The organism is Geodermatophilus sp. SYSU D00867 (assembly GCF_054050315.1).
In genome coordinates, this window is record NZ_JBJGZC010000001.1 from 284,617 (window position 1) to 300,366 (window position 15,750).

A 15,750-nucleotide genomic window follows, 5' to 3' on the forward strand; every position below is an offset into this window, starting at 1 on the left:
GCCCATGCGGCTGCTGCACACCTCGGACTGGCACATCGGGCGGTCGCTGCACGGCGCGGAGCTGCTCGCCGAGCAGGAGGCGGTGCTGTCCGGGCTGGCCCGGGTCGTGGCCGACGAGGGCGTCGACGCCGTCGTCGTGGCCGGGGACGTCTACGACCGGGCGGTGCCCTCGGCCGACGCGCAGGCCGTGCTCGACCGGGTGGTCGGCCGCCTGGTCGGCGCCGGCGCCACGGTCGTCCTCACCCCGGGCAACCACGACTCGGCGCGGCGGCTGGGCACCTTCTCCTCGCTGCTGACCAAGGCCGGGCTGCACGTCCGCGCCGAGACCGCGCGGCTGGACGAGCCGGTGCTGCTGGCCGACGCGCACGGCGAGGTCGCCGTCTACGGGCTGCCCTACCTCGAGCCGGAGATCGCCCGGCACGAGCTCGGCGTGCCGGACGCGCGCAGCCACGAGGGCGTCCTGCGGGCGGCGATGGACCGGGTGCGCGCCGACCTGTTCCTGCGCCCCGGCACCCGCTCGGTGGTGCTCGCGCACGCCTTCGTCGGCGGCGGGGTGGCCAGCGACAGCGAGCGCGACATCTGCGTCGGCGGGGTCGACGTGGTGCCGGCGCCGGTGTTCGACGGCGTCGACTACGTGGCGCTGGGGCACCTGCACCGCCCGCAGACCCTCAGCGACCGGATGCGCTACAGCGGCTCCCCGCTGGGGTACTCCTTCGGCGAGGCCGGGCAGGACAAGCAGGTGTGGCTGGTCGACCTCGACGCCGGCGGGCTGGCCGGCGTCCGGTCCGTGCCGCTGCCCGCGCCCCGGCCGCTGACCGTGCTCACCGGCACCCTCGACGACCTGCTCGCCGACCCCGCCCACACCGCCGCCGAGGAGGCATGGGTGTCCGCCCGGCTCACCGACCCCGTCCGCCCCGCCGACCCGATGCGCGCGCTGCGCACCCGGTTCGGCCAGTGCGTGCACCTGGAGTGGATCGGCGGCACCGCCGGCGGCGACGGCCGCAGCTACCAGGAGCGGCTGCGCGGCCGGGACGACCTCGACGTCGCGGGGGAGTTCGTCGCGCACGTCCGCGGCGGGGTGGGCGTCACACCCGCCGAGCGCGACCTGCTGGCCCGGGCGCTGGGCGCCGCGGGCCGCGAGGAGCTCGCCCGGTGAGGCTGCACACCCTCACCCTCACCGCCTTCGGGCCCTTCGCCGGCACCGAGACCGTCCGGGTCGACGAGGTGGCCCGCGACGGGCTGTTCCTGCTCTGGGGCCCCACCGGCGCGGGCAAGACGACGCTGCTCGACGCCGTGGTCTTCGCGCTCTACGGCACCGTCCCCGGCGCCCGCGGCGAGGCCCGCCGGCTGCGCAGCGACCACGCCGACGCGGCCACCCGCACCGAGGTCTCCTGCGAGCTGACCCTCGCCGGCGAGCGGCTGCTGGTCGTCCGCCGCCCGGAGCAGACCCGGCCGAAGAAGCGCGGCACCGGGGAGACCACCGAGCAGGCCAAGCTCACCGTGCAGCGCCACACGGCCGACGGCTGGGAGCCGGTGAGCACCCGCATCGACGAGGGCTCGGAGTACCTGCGGGTGCGGCTGGGCCTGTCGGCCGAGCAGTTCTGCCAGGTGGTGCTGCTGCCCCAGGGCGACTTCGCCCGCTTCCTGCGCGCCGAGCCCGAGGACCGCGGCCGGCTGCTGCGCACCCTGTTCGACGTCGACCGGTTCGCCCGCGCCGAGGACTGGCTGGCCGGGGAGCGGCGGGCCGCCGAGGAGGAGCTGCGCGCCGACCGGCACCGGGTCAGCACGCTGCTGCACCGCGTCGCCCAGATCGCCGACGTCGAGGTGCCCGAGGAGCTCGCCCCCGAGCTGGTCGGCGCCCGCCCCGGCGCCTCGGTCGGCGCCTGGGTGACCGGGGTGCGGGGCCGGGCGGCCGAGCGGCTGGTCGCCGCGGCCGCCGAGGCCGACGACGCCGCCGCCGCGAGCACCCGGGCCGAGGCGGAGCTCGCCGCCGCCCGGGCGCTGGCCGACCGGCACGCCCGCCGCGACCGGGCCCGCGCCGAGCTGGAGCGGCTCACCGCGCGCGAGCCGGAGCTGGCGCCGCTGCGGGACCGGGCCGACGCCGGCCGCCGCGCCGAGGTGCTGCGCGACGTGCTGGGCGCCGCCGGGCGCGCCGCCCGCGCCGCCGAGCAGGCCGCCACCGCCCGGGAGGCCGCCGAGGCCGCCTGGGCCGCGGTCTCCGGCGGGCGCCCGGCCGGCCCGGAGCCGGCCCGGGAGCTGCGCGACGCCGCCGCCGCGGTGCGGGCCCTGCTGCCCGAGGCCGACCGCGCCGCGGACCTGGCCGCCGAGGTCGCCCGCCTGGCCCGCGAGGGTGAACGGCTCACCGGCCGGGTCGCCGCCGGCGCCCGCGCCGTCGAGGAGGAGCCCGCCCGGGTCGCCGCGGCGCAGGCGCGGCTCGACGCGGCGCAGGCCGCGGCCGCCCGCCTGCCCGGCCTCACCGCCGCCGACGAGGCCGCCCGCGCCGCGCTGGAGGCGGCCACCCGCGCCGCGGAGGTGACCGGCCGGCTCGACCGCGCCGCCAAGGCCGCCGACGCCGCCCGCCTGGGCTGGCTGGAGGCCCGCGAGCGGCTGGTCGAGGTCCGCACCGCCCGGCTGGAGGGCATGGCCGCCGAGCTCGCCGCCGGGCTGACCGACGGCGCCGACTGCCCGGTCTGCGGCTCGGCCGAGCACCCGCGCCCCGCGGTGCCGGCCGGCCCCGCGGTCACCGCCGACGACGAGGAGCGCGCCCGCGCCGCCGTCGACGCCGCCGAGGAGCGGCGCACCGCCGCCGGCCGGGCGGTCGAGGAGCTCGAGCGGCGGCTCGCGGTGCTGCGCGTGCAGGCCGGGGAGCTGCCGGCCGCCGAGCTGGCCGGGCGGGCGGCGGCCGCGGCGGCCGAGCGCGCCGAGGTGGCGGCGCTGGCCCGCGGGGTGGAGGCCGCCCGCCGCGAGCTGGCGGCGGCCGAGCAGCGGCGCGACGCCGCCGCCACGGCGCTGGCCGCCGACCGCGAGGCGCTGCAGCGGGTCACCGCCGAGCACGCCGCCCGCGCCGAGTCCCACGCCGAGCTGGCCGCCCGCCTCGACGCTGCCCGCGGGGAGGACCGGGACCTGCCGGCCCGCGTCGCGCGGCTCACCGCCGAGGCCGCCCGCTGCGAGGCCGCCGTCGCCGCCGCCGAGGAGGAGGGCCGCGCCCGCACCGCCGCCGGGGAGGCCCGGGACGCCGCGGAGCAGCGCGCCGCCGCGGCCGGGTTCGCCGGCGTGGGGGAGGCGGCCGCCGCCCTGCTGGAGGACGGCCGGCTGGCCGCGCTGGACCGTCGGCTGCGCGACCACGACGAGGCGCACGCCGTGGTCGTCGCCACCCTCGCCGACCCCGAGCTCGCCGACCTCGGCGAGCGCCCCGATGTCGCGGCCGGGCAGCAGCGCTGCGCGGAGCTGACCGCCCGCCGCGAGGACGCCGTCACCGCGCTCGACCAGGCCCGCCGCTGCGCGGACGCCCTCGACGCGCTGGCCGGCGACGTCGTCTCGGCCGAGGTCGAGCTGGCCGAGCGGCGGGCCCGCGCCGAGCAGGTCTCGGGCCTGGCCGACCTGGTCGGCGGGCGCGGGGCGAACACGCTGCGGATGCGGCTGCAGTCGTTCGTGCTCGCCGCTCGGCTCGAGCAGGTCGCCGAGGTGGCCAGCAGGCGGCTGCAGGAGATGTCCCGCGGCCGCTACACCTTCCTGCACAGCGACGCGCTGGGCCGCCACGGCGCCCGCGGCGGCCTGGGCCTCGACGTCCTCGACGAGTACACCGGCGTGCGGCGGCCGACGAAGACCCTGTCGGGCGGGGAGAGCTTCATGGCCTCCCTCGCCCTGGCCCTGGGCCTGGCCGACGTCGTCACCGCCGAGGCCGGCGGGGTGCAGATGGACACCCTGTTCGTCGACGAGGGCTTCGGCACCCTCGACGCGCAGGCGCTCGACGCGGTCATGGGCGTGCTCGACGAGCTGCGCCGCGGCGGGCGGACCGTCGGCGTGATCAGCCACCTGGAGGAGCTGCGCACCCGCATCCCCACCCGCCTCGAGGTCGTCGCGGGGCGGGCGGGGTCGCGGCTGGCCGGCTGAGCGCGGCCGGCGGCCGGGTCAGCGGGGCCGGCGGCCGGGTCAGCGCGGCTCGGCCGCCGCCGCCAGGGCCGGGGCGGCCTCGGCGATCCGCTGCAGCAGCCGGTCGAGGGGGTCGCCGCACAGGGTGGCGATCCGGTCGACGGTCCGGGTGAGCTCGGCGACGGTGAGCGGGTGCTCGGCGACGCCGGCGTTCGACCACGCCGGCCGCATGCCGGGCTCGCCGTGCGCCGGCTCCCACACCGTGTGCACCACGGTCGTGCGCACCGCGTAGAGCTTGCGCACCTGGTGGGTCCAGTCGACGACGTCGTCGTTGAGCCGGCGGTCCCGGACGCGCAGCGGCATGAGGTTGCGGATGAGGCGGACCAGCGCGTCGAGCTCCAGCGGGAGCAGGTAGGGCGCGGCGACCCGGTCGATGCCGGACAGCGCCCGCGCCAGCCGGGACACCGCCCGCTCCGCCGACGCCGCCGCCGCGACCAGCCGCCCGACGGCGGCCTCCCACTCCGGGGCCTCGACCGCCGTCACGCCTCCCCTCCCGGGAGGGCCGTCGGCCGGGGGTCCCGGCGCTGCGCTCGGGCGGGTGCGGGGAGCGGTGCGTGCACGCCCCCAGTCTGCCGGGTCCGCGGCGCGGCTACCGGTCCGCGGGGGACAGGCGGCCGGTCGCCAGGCCCGCCGGCGCGCGCGGGGCCGGCGCGGCGGGGAACACCCAGGTGCGGTAGCTGACGAAGCGGATCACCGTGCCGACGGCGATGGAGACGACGTTCGCGGCCTGCAGCACCAGCGCGCTCTCCTGGCCGAGCGGGTGCCGGACCACGTAGACGATCGCCAGCCCGAGCAGCAGCGTCACCGCGTTGACCACGGCGAAGGCGAGGTACTCGCGGCGCAGCCCGGTGCGCGCCCGGCCGGCGAAGGACCACCAGCGGTGCCCGGCGAACGCCACCGACGTCGACACCGTGGTGGACACCAGCTTCGCCACCACCGCGCCGGCACCGGCGTGCGCGTACAGGTACTGGAACAGCGCGAGGTCGAGGACGAACGAGACCCCGCCCACCACGCCGAACGCCGACAGCTCCCGCAGCAGCACCCGCCAGGTGCCGCGCAGCCGCTGGAGGAGGGCGCCGCGGCGACGTCGACGTCCCGGGGCCAGCACGGACCCGAGGGTACGGGTCGCGGCGCGGCGGACGCCGGGACACACGGGATACTCGGGCATCGTGCGCAGCTCCCTCGGGTCCCCGTCCCTCCGGTGGCCGGGACGCCGGTGGGCGGCCGCGGTGCTCGCCGCAGCCCTCCTGACCGCCGGCTGCGGCGCCGCCCACGAGGCTCCCCCGTCGGCGAGCGCCACCGCGCCGGCCCCCCAGGCGGGCACCGCGCCGGAGGGGACGACGCAGACCGTGGGCTTCGCCGTCGTCGGGGACTCGATCACCGCCGGCCTGGACGCCCCCGTCGAGGGCACCGAGGTCCGCGGGCGGAACTCGTGGGTGCGCGCGGCCGACGTCGCCCCGCTGGAGTTCCGGGGCGGCTGGGCGGTACCCGGTGCCCGCACGGCGGACATGAGCGCGGGCGTCCGGCCGGTGCAGGCCGACGTCCTGGTCGTCCTGGCCGGCACCAACGACGTGCTCCACTCCGTCCCGTGGGAGGAGACCCGGCAGAACCTGCTCGACGCCGTGGCCACCGCCGGCGTGCAGCGGGTCGTCCTGGTCGCCGTCCCGCCGCTGGACGTCGACCCGGAGGGGCGGGAGGAGCTCGACGCGCGGCTGGTCGAGCTCGCCGGCGAGCAGGGCTGGGCGCACCTGGACCCGTGGACCGACGTCGACACCGGGGAGGGCACCTTCGCCCCGGGCGCCTCCGAGGACGGCGTGCACCCGACCCAGGCGGTCGCGGACCTGGTCGGCGCCCGCATCCGGGCGGCGCTGCTCGACCTCGCCGGGAACTGAGCCGGCCGGCCCCGGCTAGCCTCGTCCTGCCATGTCCTCCGATCCCGCCTCGCCCGATCCCGCCTCGCCCGATCCCGCCTCGCCGCCACCCGCCCCGACCGACCCCCGGACCGGGCTCCCCGTCGTCGCGATGGTCGGCGGGGGCCAGCTCGCCCGGATGACCCACCAGGCCGCGATCGCGCTCGGCCAGTCGCTGCGCGTGCTGTCCACCGGTCCCGACGAGTCCGCGGCGCTGGTCGCCGCCGACGTCCGGATCGGCGACCACCGCGACCTCGACGCGCTGCGCGCCGTGGCCGACGGCGCCACCGTGCTCACCTTCGACCACGAGCACGTGCCCACCGAGCACCTGCGGACGCTGGCCGCCGAGGGCGTCCGCGTCGCCCCCGGCCCCGACGCGCTCGTGCACGCCCAGGACAAGCTCGTCCTGCGCCGCGCCCTCGCCGCCGCCGGGGAGCCCCAGCCGGCGTGGGCCGAGGTCGAGACCCTGCAGGGCATCACCGACCTCGCGGAGTCGGTGGGCTGGCCGGTGGTCGTGAAGACCCCGCGCGGCGGCTACGACGGCCGCGGCGTGTTCGTCGTCGGCGCGGCCGAGGAGGCCGCCGGCCTGCTCGAGGCGCACGGCCGGCTGCTGGTCGAGGAGCGGGTGCCGCTGGTCCGCGAGCTCGCGGTGCTGGTGGCCCGCTCGCCGTTCGGGCAGGTCGCCGTCTGGCCGGTGGTGGAGACCGTGCAGCGCGACGGCATCAACACCGAGGTCCTCGCGCCGGCCCCGGACCTCGACGAGGACACCGCGACGGCCGCGCAGGAGCTCGCCGTGCGGGTCGCCGACCGGGTCGGCGTCGTCGGCGTCATGGCCGTCGAGCTGTTCCAGACCCCCGACGGCGTGCTGGTCAACGAGCTGGCGATGCGCCCGCACAACTCCGGGCACTGGACGATCGAGGGCGCGCGCACCAGCCAGTTCGAGCAGCACCTGCGCGCCGTCCTCGACTACCCCCTGGGGTCGACGGCGATGGCCGCGCCCGCCGTCGTCATGGCCAACGTCCTCGGCGGCCGCGCGTCGGAGCCCGGCTGGGACGGGCCCGGCCTCGACGAGCGCGTCCACCACCTGATGGCGCACTGGCCCGACGTCAAGCTGCACTGGTACGGCAAGGGCCAGCGCCCCGGGCGCAAGCTCGGCCACGTGACGGCGCTGGGGGAGGACCTCGCGGAGGTGCGCGCCCGCGCCGTCGCCGCGGCCCGCTACCTCGCCGACGGCGTGGTCGACCCCGCGTTCGCCTTCCCCGAGGAGCACTGACGTGAGCGAGCCGCTGGTCGGGATCGTCATGGGCAGCGACTCGGACTGGCCCACCATGGAGCCGGCCGCGGAGGCGCTCGCGGAGTTCGGCGTCCCGTACGAGGTGCACGTGCTGTCCGCGCACCGCACTCCGCAGCGGATGCTCGACTACGCCGGCTCGGCCGCCGGGCGCGGGCTGCGGGTGCTGGTCGCCGGCGCCGGGGGAGCGGCGCACCTGCCGGGGATGCTCGCCGCGGCCACCCCGCTGCCGGTGGTCGGCGTGCCGCGGCCGCTGGACCGCCTCGACGGCCTGGACAGCCTGCTGTCGATCGTGCAGATGCCCGCGGGCGTGCCGGTCGCGACGGTGTCCATCGGGGGCGGCCGCAACGCCGGCCTGCTCGCGGTGCGCATCCTCGCTGCGGGCGACCCGGGGCTGCGGGCCGCCGTCGAGCGGTTCCAGGCCGACCTGGCCGACTCCGTCGTGGCGCGGGACGCGGCGCTGCGGGCCCGGCTGACCGGCGACGGCGGATCTGCTGGGACGTCCTAGCATCTACCCGTGAGTACGAGCGGGCTGTACCAGCTGACCGAGGAGCACGACGCGATCCGGGCCGCGGTCCGCGACATCGCCGAGCGCGAGATCGCCCCGCACGCCGCGGACGTCGACGCGAACTCCCGCTTCCCGATCGAGGCGCAGAAGGCGCTGACGGCGGCCGGCTTCCACGCCACGCACATCCCGGAGCAGTACGGCGGCGAGGGCGCGGACGCGATCGCCACCTGCATCGTCATCGAGGAGGTCGCCCGGGTCGACGTCTCGGCGTCGCTCATCCCGGCGGTCAACAAGCTCGGGTCGATGCCCGTCATCCTGTCGGCCTCGGAGGACCTCAAGCGGAAGGTGCTCCCGTCGATCGCCGAGGGCCGGGCGATGATCAGCTACGGCCTCTCCGAGCGGGAGGCCGGCTCCGACGCCGCCTCGATGAAGACCCGCGCCCGGCTCGAGGGCGACACCTGGGTGCTCAACGGCACCAAGGCCTGGATCACCAACGCCGGCGTCTCCGAGTGGTACACGGTCATGGCCGTCACCGACCCGGAGAAGCGCGCCAACGGCATCTCCGCCTTCGTGGTCCACCGCGACGACCCGGGCTTCGCGGTGGGCCCCAAGGAGCGGAAGATGGGCATCAAGGGCTCGCCCACCTGCGAGCTCTACTTCACCGACTGCGCCATCCCGGCCGACCGGGTCATCGGCGAGCCCGGCACCGGCTTCAAGACCGCGCTGCGGACGCTGGACTTCACCCGCCCGACCATCGGCGCGCAGGCCGTGGGCGTCGCCCAGGGCGCCCTCGACGCCGCCGTCGAGTACACCCGCGAGCGGAAGCAGTTCGGCAAGGCCGTCAGCGACTTCCAGGGCGTGCAGTTCATGCTCGCCGACATGGCCATGCAGGTCGAGGCCGCCCGGCACCTGGTCTACGTCGCCGCTGCCCGCGGCGAGGCGGGCCACTCCGGCGGCAAGGTGGACCCCGACCTCGGCCGGCTGTGCGCCGCGGCCAAGGCCTTCGCCTCCGACGTCGCCATGAAGGTCACCACCGACGCCGTCCAGCTGTTCGGCGGCGCCGGCTACACGCAGGACTTCCCGGTCGAGCGCATGATGCGCGACGCCAAGATCACCCAGATCTACGAGGGCACCAACCAGATCCAGCGGATGGTCATCGCCCGCAGCCTCCTGAGGTAGGGCTCTCCCGCCCCGTGACGGCGCGCCGCCACGGGGCACGGGACCCGCCCACCGGCTCCCGCGGCGCGCGACGATGGCAGCTCCCAGCCCGGGCCGGGAGCCGTCCGGCCCCATGCAGTGGAGGGCCGGACCGATGGGCGCAGCGGTGCGAGCGGGCGACGTCAGGCTGTGGGTCGAGCAGCGGGGGAGCGGGCCCGAGGTCCTGCTCGTCAACGGCGGCGGTGACCCGCTCGAGGCCTGGCAGGCCCAGCTCGACGGGCTGTCCGACCGCTACCGGCTGATCGCCTTCGACAACCGCGACGTCGGCCGCTCGACCCGCCCGGACCTGGCCTACACGGTGGCCGACCTGGCCGACGACGCGGCCGGCGTGCTGCTCGAGTGCGGAGCCGGCCCCGCCCACGTCGTCGGCTACTCCGGGGGCGGCGTGATCGCGCAGGAGCTCGCCCTGCGGCACCCGGACACCGTCCGCAGCCTCGTGCTGGTCGGCACCTGGGGCCGTCCCGACGTCCGCTGGCACCACGTGGTCGGCTCCTGGCTCTGGATGGCCGAGCGGGCGCCGAGCGAGCGGGCGTTCCTCGAGGCCTTCTTCGCCTGGGCCTACACCCACCGCGCCCACGAGGACGGGCGGGTCGACCGGACGATCGAGGCCGCGCTGGCCTTCCCGTACCCGCAGTCCAGCGAGTCCTTCCAGCGCTTCGCCGACGCCTTCTGGGACCACGCGACCCTCGACCGGCTGCCGCGGATCGCCGTCCCGACGCTGGTCCTCACCGGCAGCGCGGACCCCATCGCCCCACCGGACTACGGCCGGGCGGTGGCCGAGGCCGTCCCGGGAGCGCGCTTCGAGCTGATCGAGGGCCAGGCGCACGCGCCGTTCGAGGAGGTGCCCGAGGAGTTCAACCGCCGGCTCGACGCCTTCTGGCGCGAGGTCCCGGACCTCCCGCGCTGACCTCGGCGAACAGCTCCTCGTACGCGTCGAGGACGGTGCCCAGGGCGTAGCGCTCCCGCGCCCGGGCCCGGCCCCGGTCGCGGTCCGGCGGCGCCGCCGCGAGCCGGCGGAGCCCCTCGGTGAGCGCGGGCACGTCGCGCGGCGGTGCCACGACGCCGAACCCGGTCTCCTGCACCGGCGTCCGGACGCCGGGCAGGCCGCTGGCCAGCACCGGGACGCCGGCCATCATCGCCTCCACCTGCACGATGCCGAACGCCTCGAAGGAGTTCACCGACGGCAGGGCGAACACGTCGATCGAGGCGTAGAGGTCGGCGATCTGCTCCTCGGGCAGGAAGCCGAGCAGCCGCACCCGCGGGTCGCCGTCGGCCGCGCGCCGCACCTCCTCGACGACCGACCCGCCGGCGACGTCGGCGAAGTCCCCGCCGATGAGCAGGCGCGCGTCGGGGTCCCCGAGGGCGAGGAAGGCGCGCACCAGGTACTGCAGCCCCTTCTCCTCGACGATCCGGCCGAGGAACCCCACGTGCAGCCCGTTGCCGTCGCGGAACCGCGGCCGCCCGGCCGGCCGCTCGCGGCACGGCGGCGGGATCGCGGCGGTGCGCCCGGCCATCGCCGGCCACAGCCGGCTGGACCGCGCGTAGTCCTCGCTGGACACCACGACGCGGGCGCTGCGCCGCAGCGTGGCGCGGCTGGCGAGGTCCACGCCGAGCGTCTGCGCCCGGTTGACCGCGCCCGGCGGCAGGCTGACGTCGCAGTGGTAGGTGCTGACCAGCGGCGTCCGCGTCCCGACGGCGAGCAGGCCCGCCTCCGGCATGGGCAGGTGCAGGTCCACCACGTCGGCGGTCCGGCCCGCCGCGCGCACCCGCCGCACCAGCGCCGGGCTCACCACGCCCTTGCCCAGCCGCGCCACGACCGGCGCGCGCTCGACCTCGACCCCGCGCAGCACCTCCCGCTCCGGCAGGGCCCGGTCGTGCCGGCTGGTGAGCACCCGGACGCGGTGCCCGCGCGCGGCGAGCCCCTCGGCGACGTCGCGCGCCACGTTGGTGAGGCCGCTGACGTAGGGCGCGTAGTAGTCCAGCGCCACCACCAGGTCCAGCCGGTCGCTCACCGCGCTCCTCCCGTCGACCCCGCGGGGACCGGCGGCACCGGCGCGGCCCCCGTGCCCCGGCGGGTCAGCACGACCGCGCACCAGGCCAGCGCCGCCGCCGAGCCGCCCGCGAACGCCCACGCCGCCCCCGCGGTGCCGGGCACCACCAGCGCGACGACGGCCGCCACGGCGAGCCCCGCTCCCCAGGCCAGCGCGCTGTCGCGGTGGCGCGCGTCGGCCACCACCGCCTGCGCGGCCACCAGCAGGGCCAGGTGCACGACGCTGCCGGCGGCCAGGACGGCGACGTCGGCGGCCGCGGGCTCGTAGCGCTCGCCGAACACCAGCCCCACCACCGGCGGGCCGGCCAGCGCCCCGACGACCGCGGCCGCCGCGGCCAGCGCGCCGACCGCGGCGAGCAGCCGGCGCACCACCCGGGCCCGCGCCCGCGGGGGACCCGAGCCGGCGTCGACCAGCGCCGGCAGCAGCGCACCCTGCAGGGGCACCGCCACGAACAGCGGCAGCCGCACGAGGGTGAAGGCCGCGACGAAGGCCGCGGCCGCGGTCCGTCCGGCGGTCCCGGCGGTCACCAGCACCGGCGCGGCGTTGAGCAGCGTCTGGGCGCAGACCGTGCCGACGACCAGGTGTGCCACGGCGCCGGGCGCCAGCCGCGGGACGCCGGGCGGCGCCGGGGGCCGGCGCCGCAGCCGCCACGCCAGCAGCGGCAGGTGCGCCAGCGCCAGCGCGGCGACCAGCGTCCACCCGAGGGCGGCCGGCCCCGCGGGACCGGCGAGCAGGACGACGACGGTGGCGCCGAGCACCCGCAGCACGGCGTCGGCCAGCAGCACGACGCCGTAGCTGCGGTAGCCGCCGGTGCCGACCAGCAGCCCGCGCAGCACGAACTGTCCGGGGGAGACCAGGCAGACCGCCGCCAGCGCGACGACCAGGCCGGCCGAGCCCAGCGTCGGCAGCAGCAGCGGGATCGCGGCGGCCACAGCGAGGAGGCCGGCCAGGGTCAGGACGGCGGCCACCCGCAGTGTGCCGCGGGGCAGGCCGCGGCCGGGACCCAGGTGCACCAGCCGGGCGATCTCGGTCTCCAGCGGCAGGAACAGGCCGAAGCCGAGCAGCAGGGACAGCGACCAGTACGCGCCGAACCCGGCGTACTCCCCGGCGGGCAGTGCGCGGGCCACCAGCGCCAGGTAGACGTAGACCAGGACGCCGGAGACGACGACGCACAGCGCCACCCAGCTCAGCGACGGGACGAGGCGGCGCGCACCGCGGGGTGCCGGTGTCCGATCCCGGCCGCGCTGGGGCACGGGCCGACGCTAGTGCTCCGGAGGGTGCCGGGCGCGCCGGGAACGCCTGGTGGGGGGCGACGCGGCACCCGCTCGGGGTGTTCACTGGCCGGAGCCGGTCAACAGCGATCAGCAGGGGGAGCGTGTGGACGTCGTCGGGGAGGCGCGCCCGCGCCCGGTGGCGGACCCGGGACCACCCCCGCCGCCGCGCTCCCGGGGCCTCTCCCGCCTGGGGGTCCTGGCCGCGCTGGTCGCCGTCCTCGGCGCGGTGCTCCTGCCGCTGGCCCCCGTCCGCATGAGCACCCCCGCCGTCACCTGGCCGCAGGACCCCGCGCGGCCGGAGTCGACGATGCTCGAGCTGACCAACCAGGAGCCGCTGGCCCTGGACCTGCGCGTCGGCTGCGCCGCGGTCCGCGCCGCGGCGGACGTCCCCGGCGGGGTCGTGTTCTCCACGATCGTGCCGGAGCACCCCGCGGCCGGGACCGACGGCCTGCTGGTCACCTCCTCGGACGGCCGGGTCCGGGTGGTCGACCGCGGCACCGAGGTGCTCGACCAGCCGGTCCCCGCCGGCGACTGCACCTACCGGGTGACGGCGGACGCGGACGGCCTCACCGTGGAGCGGGACGGCACCCGCGTGGCCGGCCTCGCGCCGCCCGACGGCGGGACGGTGCTGCCCGACGTGGACGTCCTCGCCACCGGCCTGACCGCCCTCCCGGACGGCGACCTGCGGGTCTCGCTCACCGTGGACGACCAGTTCGACACCACGCCGACGCCGGCGAAGCTGGCGCTCACCGGGCTGGTGCTGGTCGCCGCGCTCGTCGCGCTGCTCGCCCTCGCCGCGGCCGACCGGCGCCGCGGCCCCCCGTCCGGCCCGCGGGCACCGGAGCCGCGCGCCGCCCGTCCGCGGGGGGCCGCCCGGTGGGCGGGGGGCGCGGTGGACGTCGCCGTCGTCGCGACGGCGCTGCTGTGGCTGTTCATCGCGCCCACGTCCGACGACGACGGCTACTACGCGGCGATGGCCCGCAACGCCCAGGAGACCGGGTTCGTCGGGAACTACTACCAGCTGCTCAACCAGTCGTTCACGCCGTTCACCTGGTTCTACCGGCTGCTGGGCTGGTGGCAGGAGCTGGGCGACTCACCGACGCTGCTGCGCCTGCCGTCGCTGGTCACCGGGCTGGTGACCTGGGTCCTCCTGCGCCGGCTGGTGGCCCGCGCCGGCGCGCTGCCGCCGGCGGTCGCGGCGTCCGCCTGGGGCCCGGTCGCCGCGCGGCTGCTGCTGGCCGCCGCGTTCCTCGCCTGGTGGCTGCCCTACGGCATCGGGGTGCGGCCCGAGGCCGTGGTGGGCGTGCTCGCGCTCGCCACGCTGGTGGCGGTCGCCGCCGCGCTGCGCACCGGCCGGCTGCTGCCGGTGGGGCTCGCGTTCGGGGCCGCGGGGCTGGCGGTGGCCTGCCACCCGACCGGCTTCGTCGCCCTCGCCCCGCTGGTCGCCACGCTGCCGCGGCTGGCCCGGCTGGTGGCGGCCGGGCGCGGGCGCACGGAGGCGGCGGGGCGGACGCTGCTGGTCCTCGCCCCCGGGGCGTTCGCCGTCTGCGCCGCCTTCGCCGACGGCACCCTCAACGACTTCCGCCGCGGCCAGGAGATCTTCCTGTCCATCCAGCGGCAGGACGCCTGGTACGACGAGTGGCAGCGCTACGCCTTCCTGTTCCAGTCCATCCCGATGGGCTCCTACGCCCGGCGGACGGCGGTGCTCGCCGGGATCGTGGCGCTGCTGTGGTTCCTCGTCCTGGCGGTGGCCGCGCGGGCGCGCGACGTCCGGGTCCCGCCCACGCTGCTGCTGGCCGGCGGGTCGCTCGGCGCGGCCCTGCTGCTGCTGTGGTTCACCCCGAGCAAGTGGACGCACCACTTCGGCGCGCTGTCCGGGCTCGGGCCGCTGTTCCTCGCGCTGTTCCTCGTCGCGGTGCCCGGCCTGGTCCGGGCGGTCACCCGCGACCGTCCGGTGTCCCCGGCGGTCCCGGCGCTCGCCCTGGGCTCGGGGGTCGTCGTCGCCGCCCTGGCCATGCGCGGGCCGAACAGCTGGCCCTACACCTGGCTCCCCGGGATGCCGAACCCGGACGAGCCGCCGTCGGTCGGCCCGGTGGCGCTGGACGACCTGCTGACCTGGGCGGTCGTGGCGCTGGTCGTGCTCGCCGCCGTCCGGGGTCTCGGGCGGCGCGCCGGGGCGGGCTGGGCGGCGGCCGTGCCGGCCCTCGCGCTGGTCCTGCTGCTCACCTCGGTGGGGTACCTGGTCGGGAGCTTCGCGCTGGCCGGCCTCCGCACGCTGGACACCTGGTCCCCGGGCGCCGCCGCGCTGACCGACCCGCTCGCCCGCTCCTGCGGCGCCGCCGGCGACGTCGACGTGCTCGACGTCGCCGCGGCCCGGCCGCTGGCGCCGGTGCCCGGAGGGCCGGCGTCCGAGGGGCCCGCGGACTTCGCCGCCGGGAGCGGCTGGTTCGCCGCCGGGCCGCCGCCGGGGGAGGGGGTCGCCACCTGGAGCTGGGGCAGCCTCACCGGGCCGGGGGGCGAGGACACCACCGGCGGGCAGGTCACGCCCTGGTTCCCGCTGCCCGAGCCCGCCGGCGACGAGGAGGCGGCCGTGCTGGCCGCCGGCCGCCTCGTCGGCGCCAACGGGCTGCGCGTCGAGTACGCCGAGCCGGCCGGCGACGGTGGTGCGCCACGCGTGCTGCGCACCCAGGACCTCGCCGACGGCCTGGACTCCCCGCGGTGGCGGACCTTTGTCCTGGACGCCCGCGGCGCCCGCGACGCCGGCGCCGGCCTCGTGCGCCTGGTGGCCGACGACCGCAGCGTCGGCCGGGGCGGCTGGCTGGCGTTCACCGGACCCTCGGTGCTGCCGCAGGTGCCCCTGACCGAGCTCCTCCCGGCGGACGCGCCGGTGGCCGTGGCCTGGCAGATCTCGTTCCTCTTCCCGTGCCAGCGCCAGCCCGTCGTGCGCTCGGGCGTCACCGAGCCGGCCGCCTACGGCATCGTGTGGCGGCCGGACGGCAGCACCGACGGCCTGGTCGACAACACCTGGCAGGTGTTCCGCGGCGGCGTGTTCGCCCCGGTCGAGCGCACCTCCGCCGTCACCGAGCTCGGCGTCCGGTTGCGCGGGACGCCCGGGGTCCGCCAGGTGCAGGTGCTGCGCTTCGACGTGCCCTACGCCCGGGACGCGTACGACCTGGAGCGTTCCCGCGTGACCCGGCCCGGCTGGGCCGGCCCAGCCCCGGACTGAACCGTTCCGTCCCGGGACCGCGCGGGGGATTGTCCGGGGCGGGTTTCCCGGCCAGGCTCCCGGAGCATGTCCCGCCCCGGAGGACGGCCGCCGAGCCCGCGCTGGCCGTCCGGTGCGTTC

Annotated in this window: 12 protein-coding genes; 8 read left to right on the forward strand and 4 right to left on the reverse strand. The window is 78.2% G+C overall.

What is annotated here, in order from left to right; all coding sequences use genetic code 11:
* Window positions 1-4 precede the first annotated feature (4 nt).
* Both ACI8AK_RS01465 and ACI8AK_RS01470 read left to right on the forward strand, forming a co-directional pair.
* Window positions 5-1,156: an exonuclease SbcCD subunit D gene (locus ACI8AK_RS01465; protein WP_456901339.1), complete on the forward strand. Its 1,152-nt coding sequence runs from the start codon at window positions 5-7 to the stop codon at window positions 1,154-1,156.
* The gene (locus tag ACI8AK_RS01470) at window positions 1,153-4,113 is read left to right on the forward strand and encodes an AAA family ATPase (protein WP_456954900.1); all 2,961 of its coding nucleotides are present in this window, start codon (window positions 1,153-1,155) and stop codon (window positions 4,111-4,113) included. The genes ACI8AK_RS01465 and ACI8AK_RS01470 overlap by 4 nt, the downstream gene beginning before the upstream one ends.
* A gap of 39 nt (window positions 4,114-4,152) precedes the next feature.
* On the opposite strand, the gene ACI8AK_RS01475 is transcribed toward ACI8AK_RS01470, so the two are convergent.
* Both ACI8AK_RS01475 and ACI8AK_RS01480 read right to left on the reverse strand, forming a co-directional pair.
* Entirely contained in the window at window positions 4,153-4,635 is a 483-nt protein-coding gene (locus ACI8AK_RS01475) for a hypothetical protein (protein ID WP_456901337.1), read from the reverse strand.
* A gap of 106 nt (window positions 4,636-4,741) precedes the next feature.
* Window positions 4,742-5,260 carry a GtrA family protein gene (locus tag ACI8AK_RS01480; protein ID WP_387991371.1) on the reverse strand — a complete coding sequence of 173 codons (519 nt, stop codon included), beginning with the start codon at window positions 5,258-5,260 and terminating at the stop codon, window positions 4,742-4,744.
* Between the two features lie 121 nt (window positions 5,261-5,381).
* Here ACI8AK_RS01480 and ACI8AK_RS01485 point away from each other — a divergent pair, with 121 nt between their 5' ends.
* The 5 genes from ACI8AK_RS01485 (at window position 5,382) to ACI8AK_RS01505 (ending at window position 9,986) form a co-directional block, all read left to right on the forward strand.
* Window positions 5,382-6,044: an SGNH/GDSL hydrolase family protein gene (locus ACI8AK_RS01485; protein WP_456954901.1), complete on the forward strand. Its 663-nt coding sequence runs from the start codon at window positions 5,382-5,384 to the stop codon at window positions 6,042-6,044.
* Between the two features lie 31 nt (window positions 6,045-6,075).
* On the forward strand, window positions 6,076-7,335 hold the full coding sequence (locus ACI8AK_RS01490; RefSeq protein WP_456954902.1) for a 5-(carboxyamino)imidazole ribonucleotide synthase: 1,260 nt from the start codon (window positions 6,076-6,078) through the stop codon (window positions 7,333-7,335).
* Between the two features lies 1 nt (window position 7,336).
* A complete protein-coding gene (purE, locus tag ACI8AK_RS01495; protein WP_456901334.1) occupies window positions 7,337-7,861 on the forward strand; it encodes a 5-(carboxyamino)imidazole ribonucleotide mutase in 525 nt (174 codons plus the stop codon).
* 9 nt (window positions 7,862-7,870) lie between these two features.
* Window positions 7,871-9,040: an acyl-CoA dehydrogenase family protein gene (locus ACI8AK_RS01500; protein ID WP_456954903.1), complete on the forward strand. Its 1,170-nt coding sequence runs from the start codon at window positions 7,871-7,873 to the stop codon at window positions 9,038-9,040.
* Window positions 9,041-9,173: 133 nt separating this feature from the next.
* The gene (locus ACI8AK_RS01505; RefSeq protein WP_387991382.1) at window positions 9,174-9,986 is read left to right on the forward strand and encodes an alpha/beta fold hydrolase; all 813 of its coding nucleotides are present in this window, start codon (window positions 9,174-9,176) and stop codon (window positions 9,984-9,986) included.
* Here the strand turns inward: ACI8AK_RS01505 and ACI8AK_RS01510 are convergent.
* Together ACI8AK_RS01510 and ACI8AK_RS01515 are read right to left on the reverse strand one after the other, a co-directional pair.
* Entirely contained in the window at window positions 9,934-11,091 is a 1,158-nt protein-coding gene (locus ACI8AK_RS01510; protein ID WP_387991385.1) for a glycosyltransferase family 4 protein, read from the reverse strand. The two genes, ACI8AK_RS01505 and ACI8AK_RS01510, sit on opposite strands and share 53 nt — an antisense overlap.
* Window positions 11,088-12,383: a hypothetical protein gene (locus ACI8AK_RS01515; protein WP_387991387.1), complete on the reverse strand. Its 1,296-nt coding sequence runs from the start codon at window positions 12,381-12,383 to the stop codon at window positions 11,088-11,090. The genes ACI8AK_RS01510 and ACI8AK_RS01515 overlap by 4 nt, the downstream gene beginning before the upstream one ends.
* A gap of 124 nt (window positions 12,384-12,507) precedes the next feature.
* Here ACI8AK_RS01515 and ACI8AK_RS01520 point away from each other — a divergent pair, with 124 nt between their 5' ends.
* Window positions 12,508-15,630 carry an arabinosyltransferase domain-containing protein gene (locus ACI8AK_RS01520; RefSeq protein ID WP_456954904.1) on the forward strand — a complete coding sequence of 1,041 codons (3,123 nt, stop codon included), beginning with the start codon at window positions 12,508-12,510 and terminating at the stop codon, window positions 15,628-15,630.
* Window positions 15,631-15,750 lie beyond the last annotated feature (120 nt).

Excerpts from the sequence above, each read along its gene's own strand:
- ACI8AK_RS01465 (WP_456901339.1), top strand. The coding sequence starts at position 5 with ATGCGGCTGCTGCACACCTCGGACTGGCACATCGGGCGGTCGCTGCAC.
- ACI8AK_RS01490 (WP_456954902.1), top strand. The coding sequence starts at position 6,076 with ATGTCCTCCGATCCCGCCTCGCCCGATCCCGCCTCGCCCGATCCCGCC.
- ACI8AK_RS01505 (WP_387991382.1), top strand. The coding sequence starts at position 9,174 with ATGGGCGCAGCGGTGCGAGCGGGCGACGTCAGGCTGTGGGTCGAGCAG.